Here is a 19,558-nt window from a genome sequence, read left to right on the forward strand (position 1 = left end):
GGCGAGGTGAGTGGTACCGGACCCGAAGGCGAACGCCGGCGCGGCGAACTGCGCATCTATCTCGGTGCCGCACCGGGGGTCGGGAAGACGTTCGCGATGCTCGGCGAGGCGCACCGCCGCCGCGAGCGGGGGTGTGACGTCGTCGCGGCCGTGGTGGAAACCCACGGACGCGACCGCACGGCGGCGCAACTCGGTGACCTCGAACTGATTCCGCCGAAGGTCATCGCCTACCGCGGCACCTTCGGCCGCGAACTGGACGTCGAGGCCGTGCTGGCGCGCAGGCCGGCGCTGGTGCTCGTGGACGAACTCGCGCACACGAACACCCCGGGCAGTGTCCACGAGAAACGCTGGCAGGACGTCGAGATACTCCTCGCCGCGGGCATCGACGTCCTGACGACGCTGAACGTCCAGCACCTCGAAAGCCTGGGCGACGTGGTCCAGCGGATCACCGGTGTGGTGCAGCAGGAGACGGTCCCCGACGAGGTGGTGCGCGCCGCCACCCAGGTGGAGCTGGTGGACATCACCCCGGAAGCGCTGCGCCGCAGGCTGTCCCACGGCAACATCTACGCCGCGGAGAAGGTCGATGCCGCGTTGAGCAACTACTTCCGGACAGGGAACCTCACCGCACTCCGCGAACTGGCGTTGCTGTGGGTCGCCGATCAGGTCGACGCCGCACTCGCGAAATATCGCGCGGAGAACAAGATCACCGACACGTGGGAGGCTCGGGAACGGGTGGTGGTCGCGGTGACGGGCGGACCGGAATCGGAGACACTCGTCCGGCGCGCAGGCCGGATCGCGTCGAGGTCCAGCGCCGAGCTGATCGTCGTGCACGTAGTGCGCGGCGACGGCCTCGCCGGCGTTTCGGCCCCGGAGATGGGCAAGGTGCGGACGATTGCCGCGAGTATCGGGGCGAGCCTGCACAGCGTCGTCGGCGACGACGTCCCGACCACACTCCTCGACTTCGCCCGGACCGCGAACGCCACCCAGCTGGTGCTCGGGACGTCGAGACGCTCGAGATGGGCGCGCATCCTCGACGAGGGCATCGGCGCGAGCGTGGTGCAACAGTCCGGGTCGATCGACGTGCACATGGTCACGCACGGCGAATCCCAGCGGCCGAGGCGGTTGTCGCCGGTGGGTACGCGGTCCCGCACGGCGATCGCCTGGATCGCCGCGGTCCTCGTTCCGTCCGTCGCCACCCTGGTGATGAGCGCCGTCGACCGCTGGCTCGGATTGAGCGGTGAGGGCGCACTGTTCTTCATCGTGGTGCTGCTCGTCTCGCTGCTCGGCGGTGTCGCACCTGCGGCCTTCTCCGCGCTGATCTCGGGTCTGTTCCTCAACTACTTCTTCACGCCGCCGGTGCACAGCTTCACCATCGCGGAGCCGGACAACTTCATCACCACCGTCGTGCTGCTCGTGGTCGCCGTCGCCGTCGCCGTCCTGGTCGACGCGGCCGCCAAGCGGTCGCGGGAGGCCCGGCGGGCGTCGCAGGAGGCCGAGTTGCTGGCGCTGTTCGCCGGATCGGTGCTGCGGGGAGCCGATCTCGGCACGCTGCTCGAGAAGGTGCGCGAGACGTACGGTCAGGAGTCGGTGAGCGTCCTGCACCGGGACCGCGGTCTCGTGGGATCCGTCGGTCCGAATCCGCCGGCGAGCGTCGACGACGCCGACACGGTCTGCGAGGTGGGGGAAGGGGAGTACGCGCTCGCCCTGCGCGGGAGCGAACTGCGCGCCCGGGACCGCCGCGTGCTGCTCGCCGTCGCGAACCAGGCCGTGGGGATGATCCGCCAGGCGGAACTCGCGCAGGAGGCGGGGCAGGCGCAGGCGCTGGCCGAGGCCGACCGGCTGCGGCGGTCGCTGCTGTCCGCCGTCAGCCACGACCTCCGGACCCCGCTGGCCGCGGTCAAGGCCGCCGCGTCCAGCCTGCGCAGCGACGACGTCGACTTCTCCCCGGAGGACACCGCCGAACTGCTCGCGACCATCGAGGAATCGGCCGACGTCCTGACCTCCCTCGTCGGCAACCTGCTCGACTCGTCGCGGCTCGCGGCGGGGGTGGTGACCCCGACGCTGCGCCCCGTGTATCTCGACGAGGTGGTGCACCGGGCGCTGGTGGGGCTGGGAATCGGCGGCCGGACCGGGACCCGGGCCCGCGAACGGGTGGAGGTCGACGTCGGGACGGTCGCGGCGATGGCGGATTCGGGCCTGCTCGAGCGGGTGCTCGCGAATCTGATCGACAACGCACTCCGCTACGGTGAGGACTCCGTGATCCGGGTCGGTGCGGCGGCGGTGGGAGACCGCGCCGTCGTCACCGTCGCCGACACGGGCCCGGGAATTCCGCGGGGGCGGGCGGAGGAGATGTTCGCCCCGTTCCAGCGGCTGGGGGACCGCGACACGACCACGGGAGTCGGGCTCGGGCTGTCCGTCGTCCGCGGTTTCGTCGACGCGATGGGCGGCACCATCAGCGCCACCGACACCCCCGGTGGTGGTCTGACGATGGTGGTGGAACTGGCCGGAGCGGGAGGGGAGCACCCATGACGAGAATCCTCGTCGTCGACGACGAACCGCAGATCCTCCGCGCCCTGCGGATCAATCTCAGTGTGCGCGGATACGACGTGGTGACGGCCGCATCCGGGGCCGCCGCACTGCGCGCCGCGGCCGAGCGACCGCCGGATGTGATCGTGCTCGACCTCGGGTTGCCCGACATGGACGGCACCGAGGTGCTCGCGGGCCTGCGCGGCTGGTGTCCGGCGCCGGTGATCGTGCTGTCGGCCCGCACCGATTCCGCGGACAAGGTGGACGCACTGGACGCGGGCGCCGACGACTACGTCACCAAGCCGTTCGGGATGGACGAGTTCCTGGCCCGGGTGCGGGCCGCGGCCCGCCGCGCGACGACGGCCGTCGACACGAGCGAACCTGTGGTGGAGACGGATTCGTTCACGGTCGACCTGGCGGCGAAGACGGTGCGGCGGGCGGGGGCCGAGGTGCACCTGACGCCGACGGAGTGGGGGATGCTCGAGATGCTCGTGCGTAACAAGGGCAAGCTGGTGGGGCAGAAGGAACTGCTCCGGGAGGTGTGGGGCCCGGCGTACGCCACCGAGACGCATTACCTGCGGGTGTACCTGGCGCAGTTGCGGCGCAAGCTCGAGGACGACCCGTCGCACCCGCGTCACCTCATCACCGAGGCCGGAATGGGGTACCGGTTCCAGGTGTGAGGCCCGGCGGCTCAGCCTGCGGACCGTCGCCGCCCGGGCGTGGGAGACTGGACCGGTGAGGTTGTATCGAGACAATGCGGTGGTCCTGCGCCAGCACAAGCTGGGCGAGGCCGACCGTATCGTCACCCTCCTCACCCGGCAGCACGGTCTGGTGCGCGCGGTGGCCAAGGGCGTGCGCCGCACGAAATCCAAGTTCGGCGCCCGGCTCGAGCCGTTCGCGCACATCGACGTGCAGCTCTACCCGGGCCGCAACCTCGACATCGTCACCCAGGTCCAGACGGTCGACGCGTTCGCGACCGACATCGTCGACGACTACTCCCGGTACACCACGGCGTGCGCGATCCTCGAAACCGCCGAGCGGCTCGCCGGGGAGGAACGGGCCCCGGCGCTGCAACTGCACCGCCTGACGGTCGGGGCGCTGCGGGCCGTCGCGGAACACCACCGGCCGTGCGAGCTGATCCTCGACGCCTTCCTGTTGCGGGCCATGGGTTTTGCGGGGTGGGCTCCTGCCCTCGACGACTGCGCGCGGTGCAGCGCACCCGGCCCGCACCGGGCATTCCACGTGGCCGCCGGGGGAGCGGTGTGCGTCCAGTGCCGGCCGCCGGGCGCCGCCACCCCGTCACCGGGTGTCCTCGACCTGATGGACGCCCTGTTCCGCGGCGACTGGGCGAGCACCGAGCAGGTGCCCGAGTCGTTGCGGGGGCAGGCCAGCGGTCTGGTCGCGGCGCATCTGCAATGGCACCTCGAACGGCAACTCCGCACCCTCCCGCTGATCGAACGCGCACGACCGCATGCGGCGGTAGGGGCGGAGGATTCGGTCAGGCAGGATGGGGACCGTGATTCGACGACGCGAACCCCGAGCTCCGCATAATTCCGGGGCCGAGCGCCAGATCCGGCCGCCGGACCCGCATCCCTCGGGCGCCCGCCCGCCGGGCCTGCAACCCGAACTCGTGCCCCGGCACATCGCGCTGGTGATGGACGGCAACGGCCGCTGGGCGCAGGAGCGGGGACTGCCCAGGACCGCAGGCCACGAACGCGGCGAGGCCGTGTTGATGGACGCCGTCTGCGGGTGCATCGAGATGGGCGTCGAATGGCTGTCGGCATACGCGTTCTCCACCGAGAACTGGAAACGCAGCCCCGAGGAGGTGCGCTTCCTGATGGGCTTCAACCGCGACGTGATCCGCCGCCGCCGTGACGAGATGCACGAGATGGGGGTGCGGGTGCGGTGGGCCGGTCGCAGGCCCAAGCTGTGGCGCAGCGTCATCAAGGAACTCGAGATCGCCGAGGAGCTGACGAAGCACAACACGGTCATGAACCTGACCATGTGCGTCAACTACGGCGGCCGCGCGGAGATCGCCGACGCGGTGAAGGAGATCGGCAGGCGGGTCGCGGCGGGTCAGCTCGACCCGGAGAAGATCACCGAGGCGACCGTCGCCCGCTATCTCGACGAGCCGGACATGCCGGACGTCGACTTGTTCCTCCGGCCGTCCGGCGAGCAGCGCACGTCCAACTTCCTGATCTGGCAGTCGGCCTACGCCGAGATGGTGTACCAGGAGAAGCTGTTTCCCGATTTCGACCGTCGCGACCTGTGGGCGGCGTGCGTCGAATACGCGTCGCGCGACCGCCGGTTCGGTGGCGTGAAATGACCGTCGACGGAGCACCCGCACTGCTCGGGCGGACAGCGGACGCACTGGAGCACTTCGCCACCGTCGCCCGGGCGGACGACGGCTCGCTGAGCTTCGAATACGCCGGGGCGCTGTGCTCGATCAGTGCGATGACCCTCACCGACGGCCTCGACGTGCTGTCGATGACGTGCGTGCTGGCCTGGGATCGTCCGGTCAGCGCCGCGCTGCACAAGAAGGTCGCGGAGCGCAACGGCGCGTTGCAGTTCGGCTCGATCGCGGTGTTCGGTCACGGCCGGCTCGCGGACGTCATCCTGCGGTACACGTTCCCCGCCGCCGGGTTGGGGGACGAGGCGCTGACCACGATGCTGCTTCTCGTGCTGAGCGGCGCAGACACCGCCCGGCAGGGCCTGATCCCCTGATGCCTACCGCGGCGCGCTGCAGTCCTTGCACACGCCGAAGATCTCGATGGTGTGGCTGACGTCGGAGAAACCGTGCGCGTCGGCGATCGACTGCGACCACTGCTCGACGGTCGGCCCCTCGACCTCGACGGTGTAGCCGCACGCGCGGCAGACCAGGTGATGGTGGTGTCCGGAGGAACAGCGCCGGTACACCGATTCGCCGGTGTCGGTCCGCAGGACGTCGACGGTGCCTGCGTCGGCGAGGGTCTGCAGGGTGCGGTAGACGGTGGTGAGCCCGATGCCCTCGCCGCGCTTGCGGAGTTCGTCGTGCAGTTCCTGCGCCGACCGGAACTCCTCGATGTCGTCGAGGAGTGCGGAGATGGCGCTGCGCTGCTTGGTGGCGCGGACTCCCACGACGACGGGTTTGCGCTGGCCGGTGTTCTGGGTCAAGGCTTCTATCCTTCCTCGGCGTGCGCGACGGCGTCCACGACGATGTGGGCGAGGTGGTCGTCCACCAGGCGGTAGAGGACCTCACGTCCGGTGCGTTCGCCGCGTACGACGCCCGCGGCCTTGAGCACGCGAAGATGCTGGCTGATCAGTGGCTGGGTGACGCCGAGTGCCCCGACGAGTTCGTGTACGCAGCGCTCGGATTCGCGGAGTTGGAGGACGATCGCGATGCGGACGGGGGCCGCGAGGGCGCGCAGGATGTCGCCTGCCGCCGTCAGTGTCTCCTTCGACGGCACGGGTGCGGGCGGCGCCGCCTCGAACGGATGCAGATCCCCGGGATCGACGACGCTCACCAGTGATCTCCTTCGGTGTGCCGGACAGGTGTGCCGGACAATGGACGGGACCGTGGCCGCGTGGCCGTCGGCCCCGGGAGGAACACCCCATCTTATTGCAAATCGATTCCATTTTGATATGCACGAATACGCATGTCAACCGGCGGGGTGAACCGACCGCGATCGGGCAGATAGGCTGGGATCCGAAAAGCGCACGTGAACCATGCATCTATTACCCAGATGGAGAGCACCCGAGTGGCACCGAAGTCCAAAGTCGAAACCGTCGTCAATCTCGCCAAGCGTCGTGGCCTGGTCTACCCGTGCGGTGAGATCTACGGAGGCACGAAGTCGGCCTGGGACTACGGCCCCTTGGGCGTCGAGCTCAAGGAGAACATCAAGAAGCAGTGGTGGCGCAACATGGTCACCAGCCGCGAGGACGTCGTCGGCCTCGACTCCTCGGTGATCCTGCCGCGCGAGGTCTGGGTGGCGTCGGGTCACGTCGGCGTGTTCAACGACCCGCTCGTCGAGTGCCTGAACTGTCACAAGCGTCACCGTCAGGACCACCTGCAGGAGGCGTACGCAGAGAAGAAGGGCCTCGACAACCCGGACGACGTCCCCATGGACGTCGTGGGCTGCCCCGACTGCGGCACCGTCGGTCAGTGGACCGAGCCCCGCGACTTCAACATGATGCTCAAGACGTACCTCGGCCCGGTCGAGAGCGAAGAGGGCATGCACTACCTCCGCCCGGAGACCGCGCAGGGCATCTTCGTGAACTTCGCGAACGTGCTCACCACGTCGCGCAAGAAGCCGCCGTTCGGCATCGGCCAGATCGGCAAGAGCTTCCGCAACGAGATCACTCCCGGCAACTTCATCTTCCGCACCCGCGAGTTCGAGCAGATGGAGATGGAATTCTTCGTCAAGCCCGGCGAAGACGAAGAGTGGCACCAGTACTGGATCGACTACCGCATGGACTGGTACACCGGCCTCGGCATCAACAAGGACAACCTGCGGCTGTACGAGCACGCGCAGGACAAGCTGTCGCACTACTCCAAGCGCACCGTCGACATCGAGTACCGCTTCCACTTCCAAGGCAGCGAATGGGGCGAGCTCGAGGGTGTGGCCAACCGCACCGACTTCGACCTGTCGACCCACTCGAAGTACTCGGGCACCGACCTCAACTACTACGACCAGGCCTCCGGTGAGCGGTACACGCCGTACGTCATCGAGCCGGCGGCCGGTCTGACGCGTTCGCTGATGGCGTTCCTCGTCGACGCGTACACCGAGGACGAGGCGCCGAACGCGAAGGGTGGCGTCGACAAGCGCACCGTGCTGCGCCTGGACCGTCGTCTCGCCCCGGTGAAGGCCGCGGTGCTGCCGCTGTCGCGTAACGCGGACCTGACGCCGAAGGCCAAAGATCTCGCCGCGACGCTCCGCCAGCACTGGAACGTCGAGTTCGACGACGCAGGCGCGATCGGCCGCCGCTACCGCCGTCAGGACGAGATCGGCACGCCGTTCTGCATCACCGTGGACTTCGACACCCTCGAGGATCACGCCGTGACCGTGCGTGAGCGCGACTCCATGGCCCAGGAGCGGGTCGCGCTCGACCAGGTCGAGGGCTACCTGGCGCAGCGCCTCATCGGTTCCTGATCCGCGGTCACCTGCGCGCGTCGCAGGTGGTGGTCAGATAGTTCGTCAGGATTCGGCGGTTCTCCGCGGACACCGGGATACGCGAGTATTCCGGTGCCGAGGAGCCGACCGCGATCCACAGCGGAAAGACGAAGGGCTTCTTCGCTTCCGCGAGTGCGTGTGGGTCGCAGCGTGCCGCGTCGATCGTGATGTCGACGCTCAGCCGGTCCTCGTCCGCCCGCATGGTGGCGGGCAGCGCCCCACGCAGGGCATACAGGACGCTGCCGCCGATCTCGTCGACCCGGACGTCACCTGACGCCGTTCCCCGGCTCACGACGAGCCGAGCGGGGAGGGGAGCGGCCGGCTCCGGCGGCGCCGCCGCAGGGATCAGCGTCACCGGGACGGCCCGCGCCAGTTCCTCTGCGGCGCAGTCTCCGTCGTGGATGCGGCCGAGGACGTCGTACGGGGTGGCGAGCGGCACCCGCACGGGCGACGCGCCCTGATCGGCGACCCCGATCACGGCGTACGCCGGGTCCGGCCGGGTGTCGCAGCGGACGGCGCCGTACTCGGCCTCGACGTCGATCCGGTTGCCGGGGCCGAGTTCGACGACCCGCCCGGTCTCGGGCGCCGCCTCGAAGCCCGGGCTGTCCAGCGCCACGGATGTCACGGTCACGGGCTCGCCGCCGGTATTCGCGATCCGCACGTGGATCCGGCCGCCCGCCGCGTCGTCCTCCCGGCTGCGGTACGCCTCCGCCGACAGCGGGATCGCCGGCTCGTCCCCGGTGTCTCGCCCGCCCGCGCACCCCGACAGGACGCCGCAGCAGGTGGCCGCGACGCAGGCGAGTGCGACGAATGCTCGGGGGGACGTCAGAATCGGCCGCCCCCGCTGATCCGGCCCGAACTGCTCGGCCCGCCGAACGAACGGGGACCGCTGTCGCGGCCGCCGCCGGAGCCGCGGCTACCCCAGTTGCCGCCGCCACTGAATCCGCCGCGCAGGATGCTGTCGATCAGGATGCCGCCGAGGATCGCGCCGGTGGCATTCCCGCCACCGCCGCCGGGGCCGGGCCGCTGGCGGGACTCCCAGCGGCTCACGTCGTTCTGTGCCAGGCGCAGCGCGTCGGCGGCCAGGCCCGCGGCGGCCTGGGCGTGCTGCAGTGCGCGGGAGGCGTCGGTGGTGCGCAACTGTTGCGCCCCCGCCAGGTGCCGCTGCGCCTCCGTCAGGCGGGTCCGTGCCTCCGCTCCCACCGCGCCGCGGCGGGTGCCGATGAAGTCCGACGCCGCCGTGACCTGCGACTGCGCCGCCACGAGGTCCTGCTCGAGACGCTGTTGCGCACGTTCGGCCTGCTGCCGCGATTCCTGCGCCTCGGCGAGCACGGCGTCGAGTTCCGCGTCGGCCTTCACGATCTGGGTGAAGCTGCCGAGCGGGTCGGTGTCCGCGGCCGTCCGGGCCGCCGCCAGCGCGGCCTCGGCCGCAGCGCGGGCCGCCGCGAGCCGGTCCCCACCCTGCTCGGTGAACTGGGCCGCGGCCGCAATCCCCGCCTCCACGTCGGTGATCGCGGCAGGCAGCGTGGCGATGGCGTGCCGGATGTCCTCCGCGGCGTGATCGACGGCGTCGAGCAGAATCCGGGCCTGTTCGAGGGCGCCCTCGGCGCCGCGGATCGCCGACACCGCCGGTCCCTGCTTCCCCGGTGGCAGGGCGACCGCGTCCCGGCCCTCCGCCACGGCCTTCTCCGCGTACGCGAGCCGCTCCTCCGCCATCGTCACGTTGTGGGCGACGGAAGCGAGTGCGGCGGCCGGGAATTCGGTCTGCAGGGTGGCGAGGGTCTGCGTGGAGTCGGGAATGCGCACGGTCAGCGCCACCATGTCGCGGGTGAGCGCGTCGAGCCGATCGGGGGCGTTGATCAGCAGGTCCCGCAAACCGTCGAACTCCTGGACCTTCTCGTTGAGTTCGCGGTCGGCGCGCCCGCACGAGGTGATGATGTCGATGAGCATCTCCCGCTGCTGCTGCGGGGTCTCGGGGATCGCGTCGTCGAGTCGCTGACGCACGGTGAACGCCGCCGCGAGGGTGGACTGCGCGGTGTCGAACGCCGCCGTGAACGCAGCGGTGGCCTGCTCGCCGAATTCGCCGCGGGCCAGTTCGAGTTCCTCCTGGCTCGTGCGCAGCGCGTCGTCCGTCTCGACGAGCACCTCCTTGGCTCGCTCGTCGAGCGTGTCCAACGGCAGCGCCGTCAGTGCGGCCGTGTCTTCGGGGCTGATGCTGCGTGCCGCCTCGACGCCCGCCCGGGACCGGTCGTGCTTCCTCTTCCGCGAATACAGGACGAGCCCGCCCGCGCCCACGACGACCACGCCGCCGCCGATCAGCAGCGTGCGCACCGACATTCCGCCGCCCGGACTCATCGCGTCACCGAGCCCGCCTGCCGCGGCGATCGCGCCGCCGGCCCAGTCCTCCTCGCGCAGGGCCGGTTCCACCGCGTCCACCCGGATCGACTCGGCTTCGTCGCTGGTGATCTCGGACAGCCCGTCCGGTGCGATGAGGGCGTACTCACGGTCGACCGTCGCGACCGCGAGCAGTGCGTCGCGATCGCCGAGGGACGATGCCTGCGCCGTCTGATCCGCCCACGGGCCTGCGCCGAGACCGTTGAAGTCGGGAACGTAGACCACCCACAACCGCACCTTGTGCTCGTCGTAGAGCTGGTCGATCGCGGCCTGGACGTCGCTCTGCTGGTCCGCGTCGAGTACCCCGACGGTGTCCGTGATCTGGCCGGGCAGGCGGAACGGTGCGTCCGCCGACGCGATCGCGGGGGAGAACAGGATCGCCACGAGCGTCAGGAGTGTGGAGACGGCGCCGAGGGCGGCGCACCGCCGGGCGCCGGGGAAGGGGATTCGGGGGTGGGACGACGGCGTCTGCTCGAGGCGCGGTGCGAGTGGCATGCCAGCAAATCTATCGGGTGTGGCGAGTCGTCATCGGGACAGTTCGGCGACAGCTGGCAGAATCAGGGAGTGAATTCTGCACCGAGCCGTGAACGCCACGACCTCCCGCGCCATCCTGCGCGCCTGGGGTTCGCAGGCACGCTGGCGCGGTGGACCCGCCGGATCATCGCCGGCGTCGTTCTCCTCGCGGCGACTCTGGTGCTCGGCACCGCGGTCCGGGTGTGGCAGGTCGCGCGGATCGACGACACGTCGACGGCCGACGCGATCGTGGTGCTCGGCGCCGCCCAGTACTCGGGAACCCCGTCGTCCGTGTTCGAGGCCAGGCTCGAGCAGGCGTACAAGCTGTACGAGCGCGGGGTGGCCCCGGAGGTCATCACGGTCGGCGGCAAGCAGGAGGGCGACGAGTACACCGAGGCGGCGTCCGGGAAGAACTACCTGATCTCGCGCGGTGTCCCCGCCGACAGCATCACCGCGGTCGAGGAGGGGTCCGACACCCTGCTCAGCATCGAGGCGGTGAGTGAGGCGATGGGTGCGCAGGGCATCGATTCGGCGGTGCTCGTCAGCGACCCGTGGCATTCGCTGCGGACCCGGACGATGGCCCGCGACGCCGGACTCGAGGCCTGGACGGCGCCCACCCGGCAGGGGCCCGCGGTGTTCACCCGAGAGTCGCAGTTGCACGGAATCGCCCGGGAGACAGGGGCGTTGATCTGGTATCAGCTCACCCACTTCTCGGCCGACTTCCCCTACACGGCGGGACAGTAGGCGTTTCGATGACACCACACACGACACCCCGCGGCGAGGTGTACTCCGCGCACGACGTCGCCCGGCGGGTCCGCGAGGCACCGAAACGGGCGGGGATCCCGGGCAGCCAGATCGCGGCCGCCCAGCACCGCTCCGTCTTCTCCCGCGACCGCGCGCGCGTCCAGCACTCGGCAGCGCTGCGCAGGCTCGCCGACAAGACCCAGGTGGTGGGCCCCCGGGACGGGGACACCCCGCGGACGCGGTTGACGCACTCGATCGAGGTGGCGCAGATCGGCCGCGGGATCGCCGACGGTCTCGGCTGCGATCCCGATCTGGTCGACCTCGCCGGCCTCGCGCACGACATCGGTCACCCGCCGTACGGTCACAACGGTGAGAAGGCCCTCGACGAGGTCGCGGAACGCTGCGGCGGGTTCGAGGGCAACGCCCAGAATCTGCGCATCCTGACGAACCTCGAACCGAAGGTGCTCTACCCCGACGGACGCAGCGCCGGGCTCAACCTGACCCGGGCGTCGCTGGACGCGGCGATCAAGTACCCGTGGACCCGGCCGCGCCCGGGCGCCAAGTTCGGGGCCTACGACGACGACGCCGAGGTGCTCGCGTGGATCCGTGAGGGCGCCCCGGACGGTCACCAGTGTCTCGAGGCGCAGGTCATGGACTGGGCCGACGACGTCGCCTACTCCGTGCACGACGTCGAGGACGGGGTGATCGACGGGCGCATCGACCTGCGTGCGCTGGCCGATCCGGTGGACCAGCGGGCGCTCGCCGAGTTCGGCGCCGCGGAGTTCGTGGGACTCGACGTCGAGGAACTCGTCGAGGCCGCGAAACGGCTCAGCCTTCTGCCGGTCGTCGTCGCGGTGGGCAGCTACGACGGCACGCTCACCAGTTCGGTCGCCCTGAAAAACCTCACCAGCGAACTGGTGGGCCGGTTCGCGACCGCCGCGATCATCGGGACCCGCGACGTCCACGGCGACAAGCCGGTCGCCCGGTACGACGCCGATCTGGTGGTCCCGCCGGTGGTGGCGTCCGAGGTGGCGCTGCTCAAGACGTTCGCATTGAATTTCGTGATGTCCGATGCCGGCCACCGGGCGCGGCAGGAACGGCAGCGGGACCGCGTGCACCGCGTCGCGGAATGGCTGCTCGCGACCGCACCCGACGGGCTCGACCCGATCCTGGTTCCGGCCTGGAACGCCGCGGCCGACGACCCCGCACGAGTCCGGGTCGTCGTCGACCAGATCGCCTCCTACACCGAGAGCAGGCTCGAACGCGTCGACAAGTCCAGTCTCGGGGCCCAGGCGAGCTGGGGCTGACGAACATCGAAGTCGGACCAATCCGGCCGGCGCGGTGCTACGAATAGGACTACAGACAGCTTGCACCCAATGGTCAGGGAGACGGGATGAAGTCTGCAGTGCGCAAGATCATCGGTTCGACATCCGCAGCGCTGGCGGTGGCGGTCGGCGCCGCCCTGCTGGCCCCACCCGCGGTACAGGCCGCGCCCGCATACCCGTTCGCCGACCCCGACCCGTTCTACGGTGCGCCCGCCGATGTCGGGGCGCGCGCCGACGGTGACGTGCTGGCGAGCCGTCCGGTCGCCGCCACCGGTTTCCCCACCGCCGACGCCTGGCAGGTCAAGTACAAGTCGACCAACTCCGCAGGCGCGCCCATCGCCGCGGTCACCACGGTGCTGGTGCCCCGCGGCACTCCCGCGAACCGGCCGCTGGTGTCGTATCAGCCGTTCGTCAACGCGCTCGGGCTCGAATGCGCACCGTCGCATCAGCTGTTCAACGGCGGACTCCAGGAGGCCCCGGCCCTCAACGCCCTGCTCGCGCGGGGATGGGCGGTCGCCGTGCCCGACCACCTCGGTCCCACCAGCGCGTACGGGGCGGCGAAACTCGGCGGCCGGCTCGTCCTCGACGGCGTCCGCGCCGCGCAGCGGCTCCCCGAGGCCGGTCTCGGCGGCAGTCCGGTCGGGCTCGCCGGGTACTCGGGTGGCGCCATGGCGACCAACTGGGCTGCGGCGCTCGCCCCCACCTACGCCCCGGAATTGAACATCGTGGGCGCCGCCGAGGGCGGCACCCCGGTCAACATCGGCGAACTGGCCGACCGCCTCGGCGGCACCCGCTCGCAGGCGTTCGGCCTGGGTTTCGCGGCCGCTATCGGGCTCGAGCGTGAGTACCCGACGCGTTCCCCGCTCGGGGACGGCCTCAACGACGAGGGACTCGCCCTGCGCGCGCAGATGAGCAACATGTGCACCGATTCGATCCTCGGCGCCGGTGCGGGCAAATCGCTGCCCGACCTGACCAACGGTCCCGGGATCCTCGCCGATCCGTCCGGCCGCGCGGTGATGGACGAGAACAGCGTCGAACTGTATCCGGGGGTTCCGCGGACCCCGATGTTCGTCTGGCACGGCAGCGCGGACCCCCTCGTCGCCATCGGACCGGTGCAGAACACCGTCGCCCGGTACTGCTCACAGGGTGCGCGGGTGCAGTTCGACGTGATCCCGGGCGCCGACCACGGCACCGCCACCATGCTCGGCGCCGGCCCCGCGTTCAGCTATCTCGGCGACCGATTCGCCGGGATTCCCGCCCCCTCGAACTGCTGATTCCGAGGCGGAATTCCGGGCTCTGGGAGAGCGCCTAGACTGTCGGGCGTGGCTGGCAGAATCCCTGATCGTGACGTTGCGGCCATTCGCGAGCGCACACGGATCGAGGACATCGTGGGGGAGTACGTCTCCCTCAAGCGCGCGGGCGGCGACTCCATGAAGGGGCTGTGCCCGTTCCACGACGAGAAGTCGCCGTCGTTCCACGTGCGCCCCAACCACGGGCACTTCCACTGCTTCGGGTGCGGCGAGGGCGGCGACGTCTACTCGTTCCTCCAGAAGATCGACCACATCAGTTTCGTCGAGGCCGTCGAGCAGTTGGCCGACCGGCTTAACTACACCATCTCGTACGAGGGTGGCGGAACGTCGGTGCAGCGCGACCGCGGCACCCGCGCCCGGCTGGTCGCGGCCAACGCGGCCGCGCAGGAGTTCTACTCGGCGCGTCTACAGGAGCCCGACGCGCAGGCCGCCCGCGACTACCTGACGGAACGGAACTTCGACGCCCAGGCCGCGCAGCAGTTCGGCTGCGGGTATGCGCCCGACGGCTGGGACATCCTCACGAAGCATTTGCTGGGCAAGGGTTTCGACGTCAAGGAACTCGAGGCCGCGGGCCTGTCGAAGGCAGGGCGGCGCGGTCACATCGACCGCTTCCACCGGCGGCTGCTCTGGCCGATCCGGAACCTCTCCGGCGACGTCATCGGTTTCGGCGCCCGCAAGTTGTTCGACGACGACACCATGCCCGGCAAGTACGTCAACACACCGGAAACCGTGCTGTACAAGAAGTCTCAGGTGCTGTTCGGGCTCGACCTCGCCAAGCGGGAGATCGCCAAAGGGCATCAGGCGGTGGTGGTCGAGGGATACACCGACGTCATGGCGATGCACCTGGCCGGGGTCAAGACCGCCGTCGCCGCCTGCGGCACCGCGTTCGGTGACGACCACCTCTCGATGTTGCGGCGACTGCTGATGGACGACAGCTATTTTCGCGGCGAGATCATCTACACGTTCGACGGGGACGCCGCAGGCCAGGCCGCGGCGATGAAGGCGTTCGAGGGTGACCAGAAGATGGCCGGGCAGACGTTCGTCGCCGTCGCGCCGGACGGCATGGACCCGTGCGAACTGCGGCAGAAGTCCGGTGACGCCGCCGTCCGCGATCTGGTGGCACGTCGCACCCCGATGTTCGAGTTCGTGGTCAAGTCGATCCTCACCGAGCACGACCTCGAGACCGCGGAGGGCCGGGTCGAGGCGCTGCGGCGCACGGTGCCGGTGGTCGCCCAGATCAAGGAAGCGACGCTGCGTGACAGTTACTCCGTCCAGTTGTCCGGCTGGGTGGGCTGGGACGACATCGCCGCGGTCCGGCAACGGGTGCGTGACGAGGCGCGCAAGGGGGCGTCCACCCGCGGGTCGGTGACCGCGCCGCCCAGGAAGAGGGCGGCCCGGGACGAGAACCAGGACGCCCCGCCATTGCCGGTCGGCCTGTCCCGGCCCCGGCCGAACGACCCGACGCTGTGGGCGCAACGCGAGGCGCTGAAAGGTGCGCTGCAGTACCCGGCCATCGCGGGCACCGTCTTCGACTCGCTGCCGGTGGAGACGTTCACGCACCCGACGTACGTCGTGATCCGCGAATCGATGATCGCGGCGGGCGGCGCCAGCGCGGGCCTCGGCGGCGGCGAGTGGGTCGACGCAGTCAGTCGGGGAGTCGAGGACGTCACAGCGGCGTCTCTCGTGTCCGAACTCGCCGTCGAACCGTTGCCCGCCGAGGAGGACACCGTCCCGCGATACATCTCCGGCGTCATCGCACGCCTGCAGGAGGTGTGGGTGGGGGAGCAGGTGGCGGAACTGAAATCCAAGCTGCAGCGCATCTCGCCGGCTACGGCGTCGGACGAGTTCCACTCGCTGCTCGGCGACCTCGTCGCCCTGGAACAGTACCGCCGGAGCCTGCTCGATCAGGCGATCGGCGACACCAACCGTGACGGCATGGCCGGCTGAACCGGCCGCCGTCGGCTACTTCTTCTTGAGCTGATCCTGGGGAACCAGGATGGTCGTGTCCTCGTCGAGCGGTTTCATGGGTTCGAGCTTGGGCTGGGTGTTCAGCGAGTCGGACAACTTTTGTCGTGACATCTGCAACACCTTCTTCGTGGCCGGGCTGGTGGCCACGGCCTTGGTGGCCCGGCTGATCTGTTCGTAGCGCGCACGTCCTGCTCGCGTACCCAGCACGTACCCAGCAGCGATACCGATCAACAACCGCATCATTCCCGCTTCCTCCCGACGCACAACGACCTCCCCCATCCTGCCTGATGCGTCGACAGGCAGGCGATTTGGTACTGGGGTGGGGCTATGCGCTACAGTTTCTCTCGCATCGCCGGGAACGGCGAAGCACAGCAGAATAATCCCCTGTAGCTCAATTGGCAGAGCTTCCGACTGTTAATCGGACGGTTGCTGGTTCGAGTCCAGCCGGGGGAGCACCGAAACCCCGTCCGGTCCATCCGGGCGGGGTTTTCTGCTGCACCCGGCCAATTCGGATCGGTGCGCGTCCCGGGCGAGTACATTCCCGCTGTATCGGCAGCAAGCGACCGCGGGGTGTGCGATGAGCGAGGACGGCGGCGAAACCGAGCGGACGGGGCCGGTCCGGCGTTTCGGCGCCCGCGATGCCCCACGGTGGTTGCTGCCCTCGATCCTGTACGTCCTGCTGGCCGTCGCCGCCTACCAGTTGTCGGGGTGGCTGTTCGTCAACCTGCGCGGATTCCTGGGACTGCTGTTTCTCGCGTGGCTGTTCAGCATCACCCTCGAACCGGTCGTCGACTGGCTCGAGCGCCGGGGGCTGCGGCGCGGCCTCGCCACCGGACTCGTTCTGCTGGCACTGTTCGTCTTCGCCATCGGATTTCTGGCGCTCTTCGGGACACTGCTCGCCCAGCAGCTCGCCCAGCTCCTCAAGGCCTTGCCGAGCGCCCTGTCCTCCGTCACCGACTGGTCCAATCGTGTCTTCGACACAGACTTCGCGACCGGCGAGGATCTGATCCGCCTCACCCCCGAGACCGTGCGGGACCTCGCCGAGCGATTCACGCCCGGAGTTCTCGGCGTGCTGTCCTCGCTGCTCGGCGTCGTTTTCCAGATGTTGACGCTGCTGCTGTTCGTGTTCTACATGTCCGCGCAGGGACCGGCTCTCCGCCGCACCATCTCGAGCTGGTTTCCCGCGCGGCAACAGCGGGTCATCTCGGTGGTCTGGGAGATCTCGGTCGAGAAGGCCGGTGGTTACGTCGTGTCGCGGCTCATCCTCGCCGCCATCAGTTCGGTCGCCACCGGCATCTTCCTCGTGGTGATCGGCGTGCCCTATTGGCTGCCGCTGGCACTGTGGACCGGCATCGTCTCGCAGTTCGTCCCCACGCTGGGCACCTACCTCGCGATCGCCCTCCCGGCGATCATCGCGGCGGCGTCCCAGCCCATGGACGGCGTGTGGGTGATCGTGTTCGGCACCGTCTACCAGCAGATCGAGAACTACGTGCTGCACCCGCGCATCACGTCCGCGACGGTCTCGATCCACCCCGCGGTCGCGTTCGGGTCGGTGATCGTGGGCGCCTCGCTGTTCGGTGCGGTCGGAGCGCTGGTGTCGGTCCCGGTGGTCGCGGCGATCCAGGCCCTCGTCGAAACGTACGGGCGACGATACGAACTCGTCGCCGACGAACCGGCGACGGTCATCTCAGTCGAACAACGCGAACACGCGAGCGACGAAGAACGCCGCGATTCCCAGGATGAGTAGCCCGATCAGGATGAAGGCGAGGACCGGCACCGTCCGACCCGGCATCGGCTGCGGGTGCGACAACCCCGACGTCTGGCCGGCGTCCGGTGGTGTGTCGCCCGGCTGAACGCCCCCACCCGCGTCGAGGGCCGGTGCGTCTTCCGGTTCCGGTCCTGGATGTTCGACGCTCATCGTCCACTCCCTTCCCGTGATCCTCGGCAATGACGGTGACACCCGCGTACCCCGGGAGGCGTATTTGCACACAGGACGACGAGCAGGCGCCGCGATCGGGACGTCGAATCGACCCGTCGACGACGAAAAGCGCTGTCGGGACCGGCTTCGTCCCGGCTACGCGCCCGCGGCGGGCGCACGGTAACATCGGCAGGCCGCGATGCGAGTAGTGCGGTGATGGGGCGGTAGCTCAGTCGGTTAGAGCCGTGGACTCATAATCCATTGGTCGCGGGTTCGAGCCCCGCCCGCCCCACCCACTTCCCCGGTCGGCCGGGGCTTCCCAAGTCGGCCCGGAGGCGGGCAGTGTGAAGTCCATGGAGTTGGCGCGCGAGGAACGGGAAGAATTCGCCGAACTGCTCGCCGGTCTGTCCCCGCACCAGTGGGAGTCGCCGAGCCTGTGCGAGCGGTGGCGGGTCCGGGACGTGGTCGCGCACGTGATCAGCTACGACGAACTCGATTTCCGCAGCCTGGCCGCACGGTTCGCGAAGGGCTGGTTCCTGCAGGATCGGGTCAACGAACTCGGGGTCGCCGACCTCGCGGACCGCACCCCCGCGCAGCTGCTCGAGTTGATGCGCATTCACGCCGAACCCAGCGGTCTGCCAGCCGGTTGGTTCGCTCCGCTGATCCGCGGCGCCTGGCGAGCTCGCGGGGTGAAGCTGGTGGCGACGGATCTCGACTGGTCCCACGGCCGGGGACCGCAGGTGAGTGGAAGCGGGGAAGCGCTGCTGATGGCGATGGCTGGGCGCCGCGACGCACTCGGCGACCTCACCGGTCCCGGCCGGTCAGCATTCGCCGCCCACGTCGGCGCCTGACCGAGGCACGCACGTGCCGCGTCGTTGTTCTCGGTGCCGGAGCGGGGCAGACTGAAAGTCACCCGAGGAGGCCATAGTGGACCTGCAGATCGTGCCGATCGACAAGCCCGAAGACATGAACGTGATCATCGGACAGTCCCACTTCATCAAGACCGTCGAGGACGTGCACGAGGCCCTGGTGGGAGTGGGTCCGCACCTCCGGTTCGGTATCGCGTTCTGCGAGGCGTCGGGACCCCGCCTCGTGCGCAACTCCGGCAACGACGACCGCCTCGTCGAGTTGGCCACGCGCAACGCCGTCGCCGTCGGCGCGGGCCACTCGTTCTTCGTATTTCTGGAGGACGGCTATCCGGTGAACGTCCTGAACACGCTGAAACAGGTGCCGGAGGTGTGCGGCATCTTCTGCGCCACCGCCAACCCCGTCGAAATCATCGTGGCCGAGACGGAACTCGGCCGGGGCATCGCCGGCGTGATCGACGGGCGCCCACCGGCCGGTGTGGAGACGAGTGCCGACGTCGCCGACCGCAAGGCGTTGCTGCGGACGATCGGGTACAAACTCTGAGCGAGCGGGTGCGCGGTCAATGAGATGCGAACGACGTTCGCGTGGGAACACCTTCTCCGTCAACCTCGACACTGTCCCAAACTGTAGATGTGTATCCACGGGACGTCTGCCCACTCTGTCACGAGTCGCGGCTCGGCTCCTGGTAGCCCGACGATAACCATTGATCCGGACAGTTCCTACGCTGAGAACGTATTCGCGTGACATGCTGCAGACTTCTGTCAGACAGAGGGCAGTCCAGCGGGCCAAAGTCAAGTGCCCTCCCCGAGACAGGACGGAAATTGAGGCATCCTGCCGCAGTTA

General features: G+C 69.4%; 19 protein-coding genes and 2 tRNA genes. 15 read left to right on the top strand and 6 right to left on the bottom strand.

What is annotated here, in order from left to right; all coding sequences use genetic code 11:
- Window positions 1-6: 6 nt before the first annotated feature.
- Genes CA951_RS26050 through CA951_RS26070 form a run of 5 tightly spaced genes read left to right on the top strand, consistent with a single transcriptional unit; the run spans window position 7 to window position 5,250 of the window.
- Complete coding sequence (locus CA951_RS26050; protein WP_087559577.1) at window positions 7-2,529, top strand: sensor histidine kinase KdpD; 2,523 nt, start codon at window positions 7-9, stop codon at window positions 2,527-2,529.
- A complete protein-coding gene (locus tag CA951_RS26055) occupies window positions 2,526-3,206 on the top strand; it encodes a response regulator (RefSeq protein WP_012688186.1) in 681 nt (226 codons plus the stop codon). The genes CA951_RS26050 and CA951_RS26055 overlap by 4 nt, the downstream gene beginning before the upstream one ends.
- A gap of 55 nt (window positions 3,207-3,261) precedes the next feature.
- Window positions 3,262-4,077, top strand: coding sequence for a DNA repair protein RecO (gene recO, locus CA951_RS26060; RefSeq protein ID WP_087559578.1), 816 nt, complete (start codon window positions 3,262-3,264; stop codon window positions 4,075-4,077).
- Window positions 4,043-4,852 carry an isoprenyl transferase gene (locus tag CA951_RS26065; protein ID WP_087559579.1) on the top strand — a complete coding sequence of 270 codons (810 nt, stop codon included), beginning with the start codon at window positions 4,043-4,045 and terminating at the stop codon, window positions 4,850-4,852. The genes recO and CA951_RS26065 overlap by 35 nt, the downstream gene beginning before the upstream one ends.
- A complete protein-coding gene (locus CA951_RS26070) occupies window positions 4,849-5,250 on the top strand; it encodes a hypothetical protein (protein ID WP_087559580.1) in 402 nt (133 codons plus the stop codon). Before CA951_RS26065 ends, CA951_RS26070 begins: the two co-directional genes overlap by 4 nt.
- Before the next feature lie 3 nt (window positions 5,251-5,253).
- Here CA951_RS26070 and CA951_RS26075 read toward each other — a convergent pair whose 3' ends face one another.
- Together CA951_RS26075 and CA951_RS26080 are read right to left on the bottom strand one after the other, a co-directional pair.
- Window positions 5,254-5,679: a Fur family transcriptional regulator gene (locus CA951_RS26075; protein WP_087559581.1), complete on the bottom strand. Its 426-nt coding sequence runs from the start codon at window positions 5,677-5,679 to the stop codon at window positions 5,254-5,256.
- A gap of 5 nt (window positions 5,680-5,684) precedes the next feature.
- Complete coding sequence (locus CA951_RS26080; protein WP_087559582.1) at window positions 5,685-6,029, bottom strand: helix-turn-helix transcriptional regulator; 345 nt, start codon at window positions 6,027-6,029, stop codon at window positions 5,685-5,687.
- A gap of 234 nt (window positions 6,030-6,263) precedes the next feature.
- Between CA951_RS26080 and CA951_RS26085 the strand changes: the two genes are divergently transcribed.
- On the top strand, window positions 6,264-7,655 hold the full coding sequence (locus CA951_RS26085) for a glycine--tRNA ligase (RefSeq protein WP_087559621.1): 1,392 nt from the start codon (window positions 6,264-6,266) through the stop codon (window positions 7,653-7,655).
- Window positions 7,656-7,662: 7 nt separating this feature from the next.
- On the opposite strand, the gene CA951_RS26090 is transcribed toward CA951_RS26085, so the two are convergent.
- On the bottom strand, window positions 7,663-8,307 hold the full coding sequence (locus CA951_RS26090) for a hypothetical protein (RefSeq protein ID WP_256974072.1): 645 nt from the start codon (window positions 8,305-8,307) through the stop codon (window positions 7,663-7,665).
- Between the two features lie 194 nt (window positions 8,308-8,501).
- Entirely contained in the window at window positions 8,502-10,565 is a 2,064-nt protein-coding gene (locus CA951_RS26095; protein ID WP_087559584.1) for a YgcG family protein, read from the bottom strand.
- Window positions 10,566-10,634: 69 nt separating this feature from the next.
- On the opposite strand from CA951_RS26095, the gene CA951_RS26100 reads away from it, so the two are divergent.
- From CA951_RS26100 to dnaG, 4 genes are all read left to right on the top strand, one after another.
- Window positions 10,635-11,327, top strand: coding sequence for a YdcF family protein (locus CA951_RS26100; RefSeq protein WP_087559585.1), 693 nt, complete (start codon window positions 10,635-10,637; stop codon window positions 11,325-11,327).
- Window positions 11,328-11,335: 8 nt separating this feature from the next.
- The gene (locus tag CA951_RS26105) at window positions 11,336-12,634 is read left to right on the top strand and encodes a deoxyguanosinetriphosphate triphosphohydrolase (RefSeq protein WP_087559586.1); all 1,299 of its coding nucleotides are present in this window, start codon (window positions 11,336-11,338) and stop codon (window positions 12,632-12,634) included.
- Between the two features lie 86 nt (window positions 12,635-12,720).
- On the top strand, window positions 12,721-13,926 hold the full coding sequence (locus tag CA951_RS26110) for a lipase family protein (protein WP_256974073.1): 1,206 nt from the start codon (window positions 12,721-12,723) through the stop codon (window positions 13,924-13,926).
- 48 nt (window positions 13,927-13,974) lie between these two features.
- The gene (gene dnaG, locus CA951_RS26115; RefSeq protein WP_087559588.1) at window positions 13,975-15,909 is read left to right on the top strand and encodes a DNA primase; all 1,935 of its coding nucleotides are present in this window, start codon (window positions 13,975-13,977) and stop codon (window positions 15,907-15,909) included.
- 15 nt (window positions 15,910-15,924) lie between these two features.
- Here the strand turns inward: dnaG and CA951_RS26120 are convergent, their stop codons facing one another.
- Window positions 15,925-16,173: a hypothetical protein gene (locus CA951_RS26120; protein ID WP_037226505.1), complete on the bottom strand. Its 249-nt coding sequence runs from the start codon at window positions 16,171-16,173 to the stop codon at window positions 15,925-15,927.
- Window positions 16,174-16,310: 137 nt separating this feature from the next.
- Here CA951_RS26120 and CA951_RS26125 point away from each other — a divergent pair.
- Window positions 16,311-16,383 (top strand) — tRNA-Asn (locus CA951_RS26125).
- A 124-nt stretch (window positions 16,384-16,507) separates the two neighbouring features.
- On the top strand, window positions 16,508-17,677 hold the full coding sequence (locus CA951_RS26130) for an AI-2E family transporter (protein WP_087559589.1): 1,170 nt from the start codon (window positions 16,508-16,510) through the stop codon (window positions 17,675-17,677).
- Here the strand turns inward: CA951_RS26130 and CA951_RS26135 are convergent.
- Window positions 17,618-17,848: a DUF6480 family protein gene (locus CA951_RS26135; RefSeq protein ID WP_087559590.1), complete on the bottom strand. Its 231-nt coding sequence runs from the start codon at window positions 17,846-17,848 to the stop codon at window positions 17,618-17,620. The genes CA951_RS26130 and CA951_RS26135 overlap by 60 nt on opposite strands.
- 218 nt (window positions 17,849-18,066) lie before the next feature.
- Between CA951_RS26135 and CA951_RS26140 the strand changes: the two genes are divergently transcribed.
- The 3 genes from CA951_RS26140 (at window position 18,067) to CA951_RS26150 (ending at window position 19,258) form a co-directional block, all read left to right on the top strand.
- Window positions 18,067-18,140: transfer RNA gene (locus CA951_RS26140), tRNA-Ile, on the top strand.
- Between the two features lie 61 nt (window positions 18,141-18,201).
- Entirely contained in the window at window positions 18,202-18,699 is a 498-nt protein-coding gene (locus CA951_RS26145; RefSeq protein WP_179220307.1) for a maleylpyruvate isomerase family mycothiol-dependent enzyme, read from the top strand.
- A gap of 76 nt (window positions 18,700-18,775) precedes the next feature.
- Window positions 18,776-19,258 (top strand): adenosine-specific kinase, encoded by a 483-nt coding sequence (locus CA951_RS26150; protein ID WP_087559592.1) that lies wholly within the window; start codon window positions 18,776-18,778, stop codon window positions 19,256-19,258.
- Window positions 19,259-19,558: the final 300 nt, after the last annotated feature.

The organism is Rhodococcus sp. NCIMB 12038, assembly GCF_002165735.1.
In the GTDB taxonomy this organism is placed as follows: Bacteria; Actinomycetota; Actinomycetes; order Mycobacteriales; family Mycobacteriaceae; genus Rhodococcus_F.

Coding starts and splice junctions, on each gene's coding strand:
- CA951_RS26055 (WP_012688186.1), top strand. CDS start 2,526: ATGACGAGAATCCTCGTCGTCGACGACGAACCGCAGATCCTCCGCGCC.
- CA951_RS26070 (WP_087559580.1), top strand. CDS start 4,849: ATGACCGTCGACGGAGCACCCGCACTGCTCGGGCGGACAGCGGACGCA.
- CA951_RS26095 (WP_087559584.1), bottom strand. CDS start 10,565: ATGCCACTCGCACCGCGCCTCGAGCAGACGCCGTCGTCCCACCCCCGA.
- CA951_RS26105 (WP_087559586.1), top strand. CDS start 11,336: ATGACACCACACACGACACCCCGCGGCGAGGTGTACTCCGCGCACGAC.
- CA951_RS26110 (WP_256974073.1), top strand. CDS start 12,721: ATGAAGTCTGCAGTGCGCAAGATCATCGGTTCGACATCCGCAGCGCTG.
- CA951_RS26120 (WP_037226505.1), bottom strand. CDS start 16,173: ATGATGCGGTTGTTGATCGGTATCGCTGCTGGGTACGTGCTGGGTACG.
- CA951_RS26130 (WP_087559589.1), top strand. CDS start 16,508: ATGAGCGAGGACGGCGGCGAAACCGAGCGGACGGGGCCGGTCCGGCGT.
- CA951_RS26135 (WP_087559590.1), bottom strand. CDS start 17,848: ATGAGCGTCGAACATCCAGGACCGGAACCGGAAGACGCACCGGCCCTC.
- CA951_RS26145 (WP_179220307.1), top strand. CDS start 18,202: ATGGAGTTGGCGCGCGAGGAACGGGAAGAATTCGCCGAACTGCTCGCC.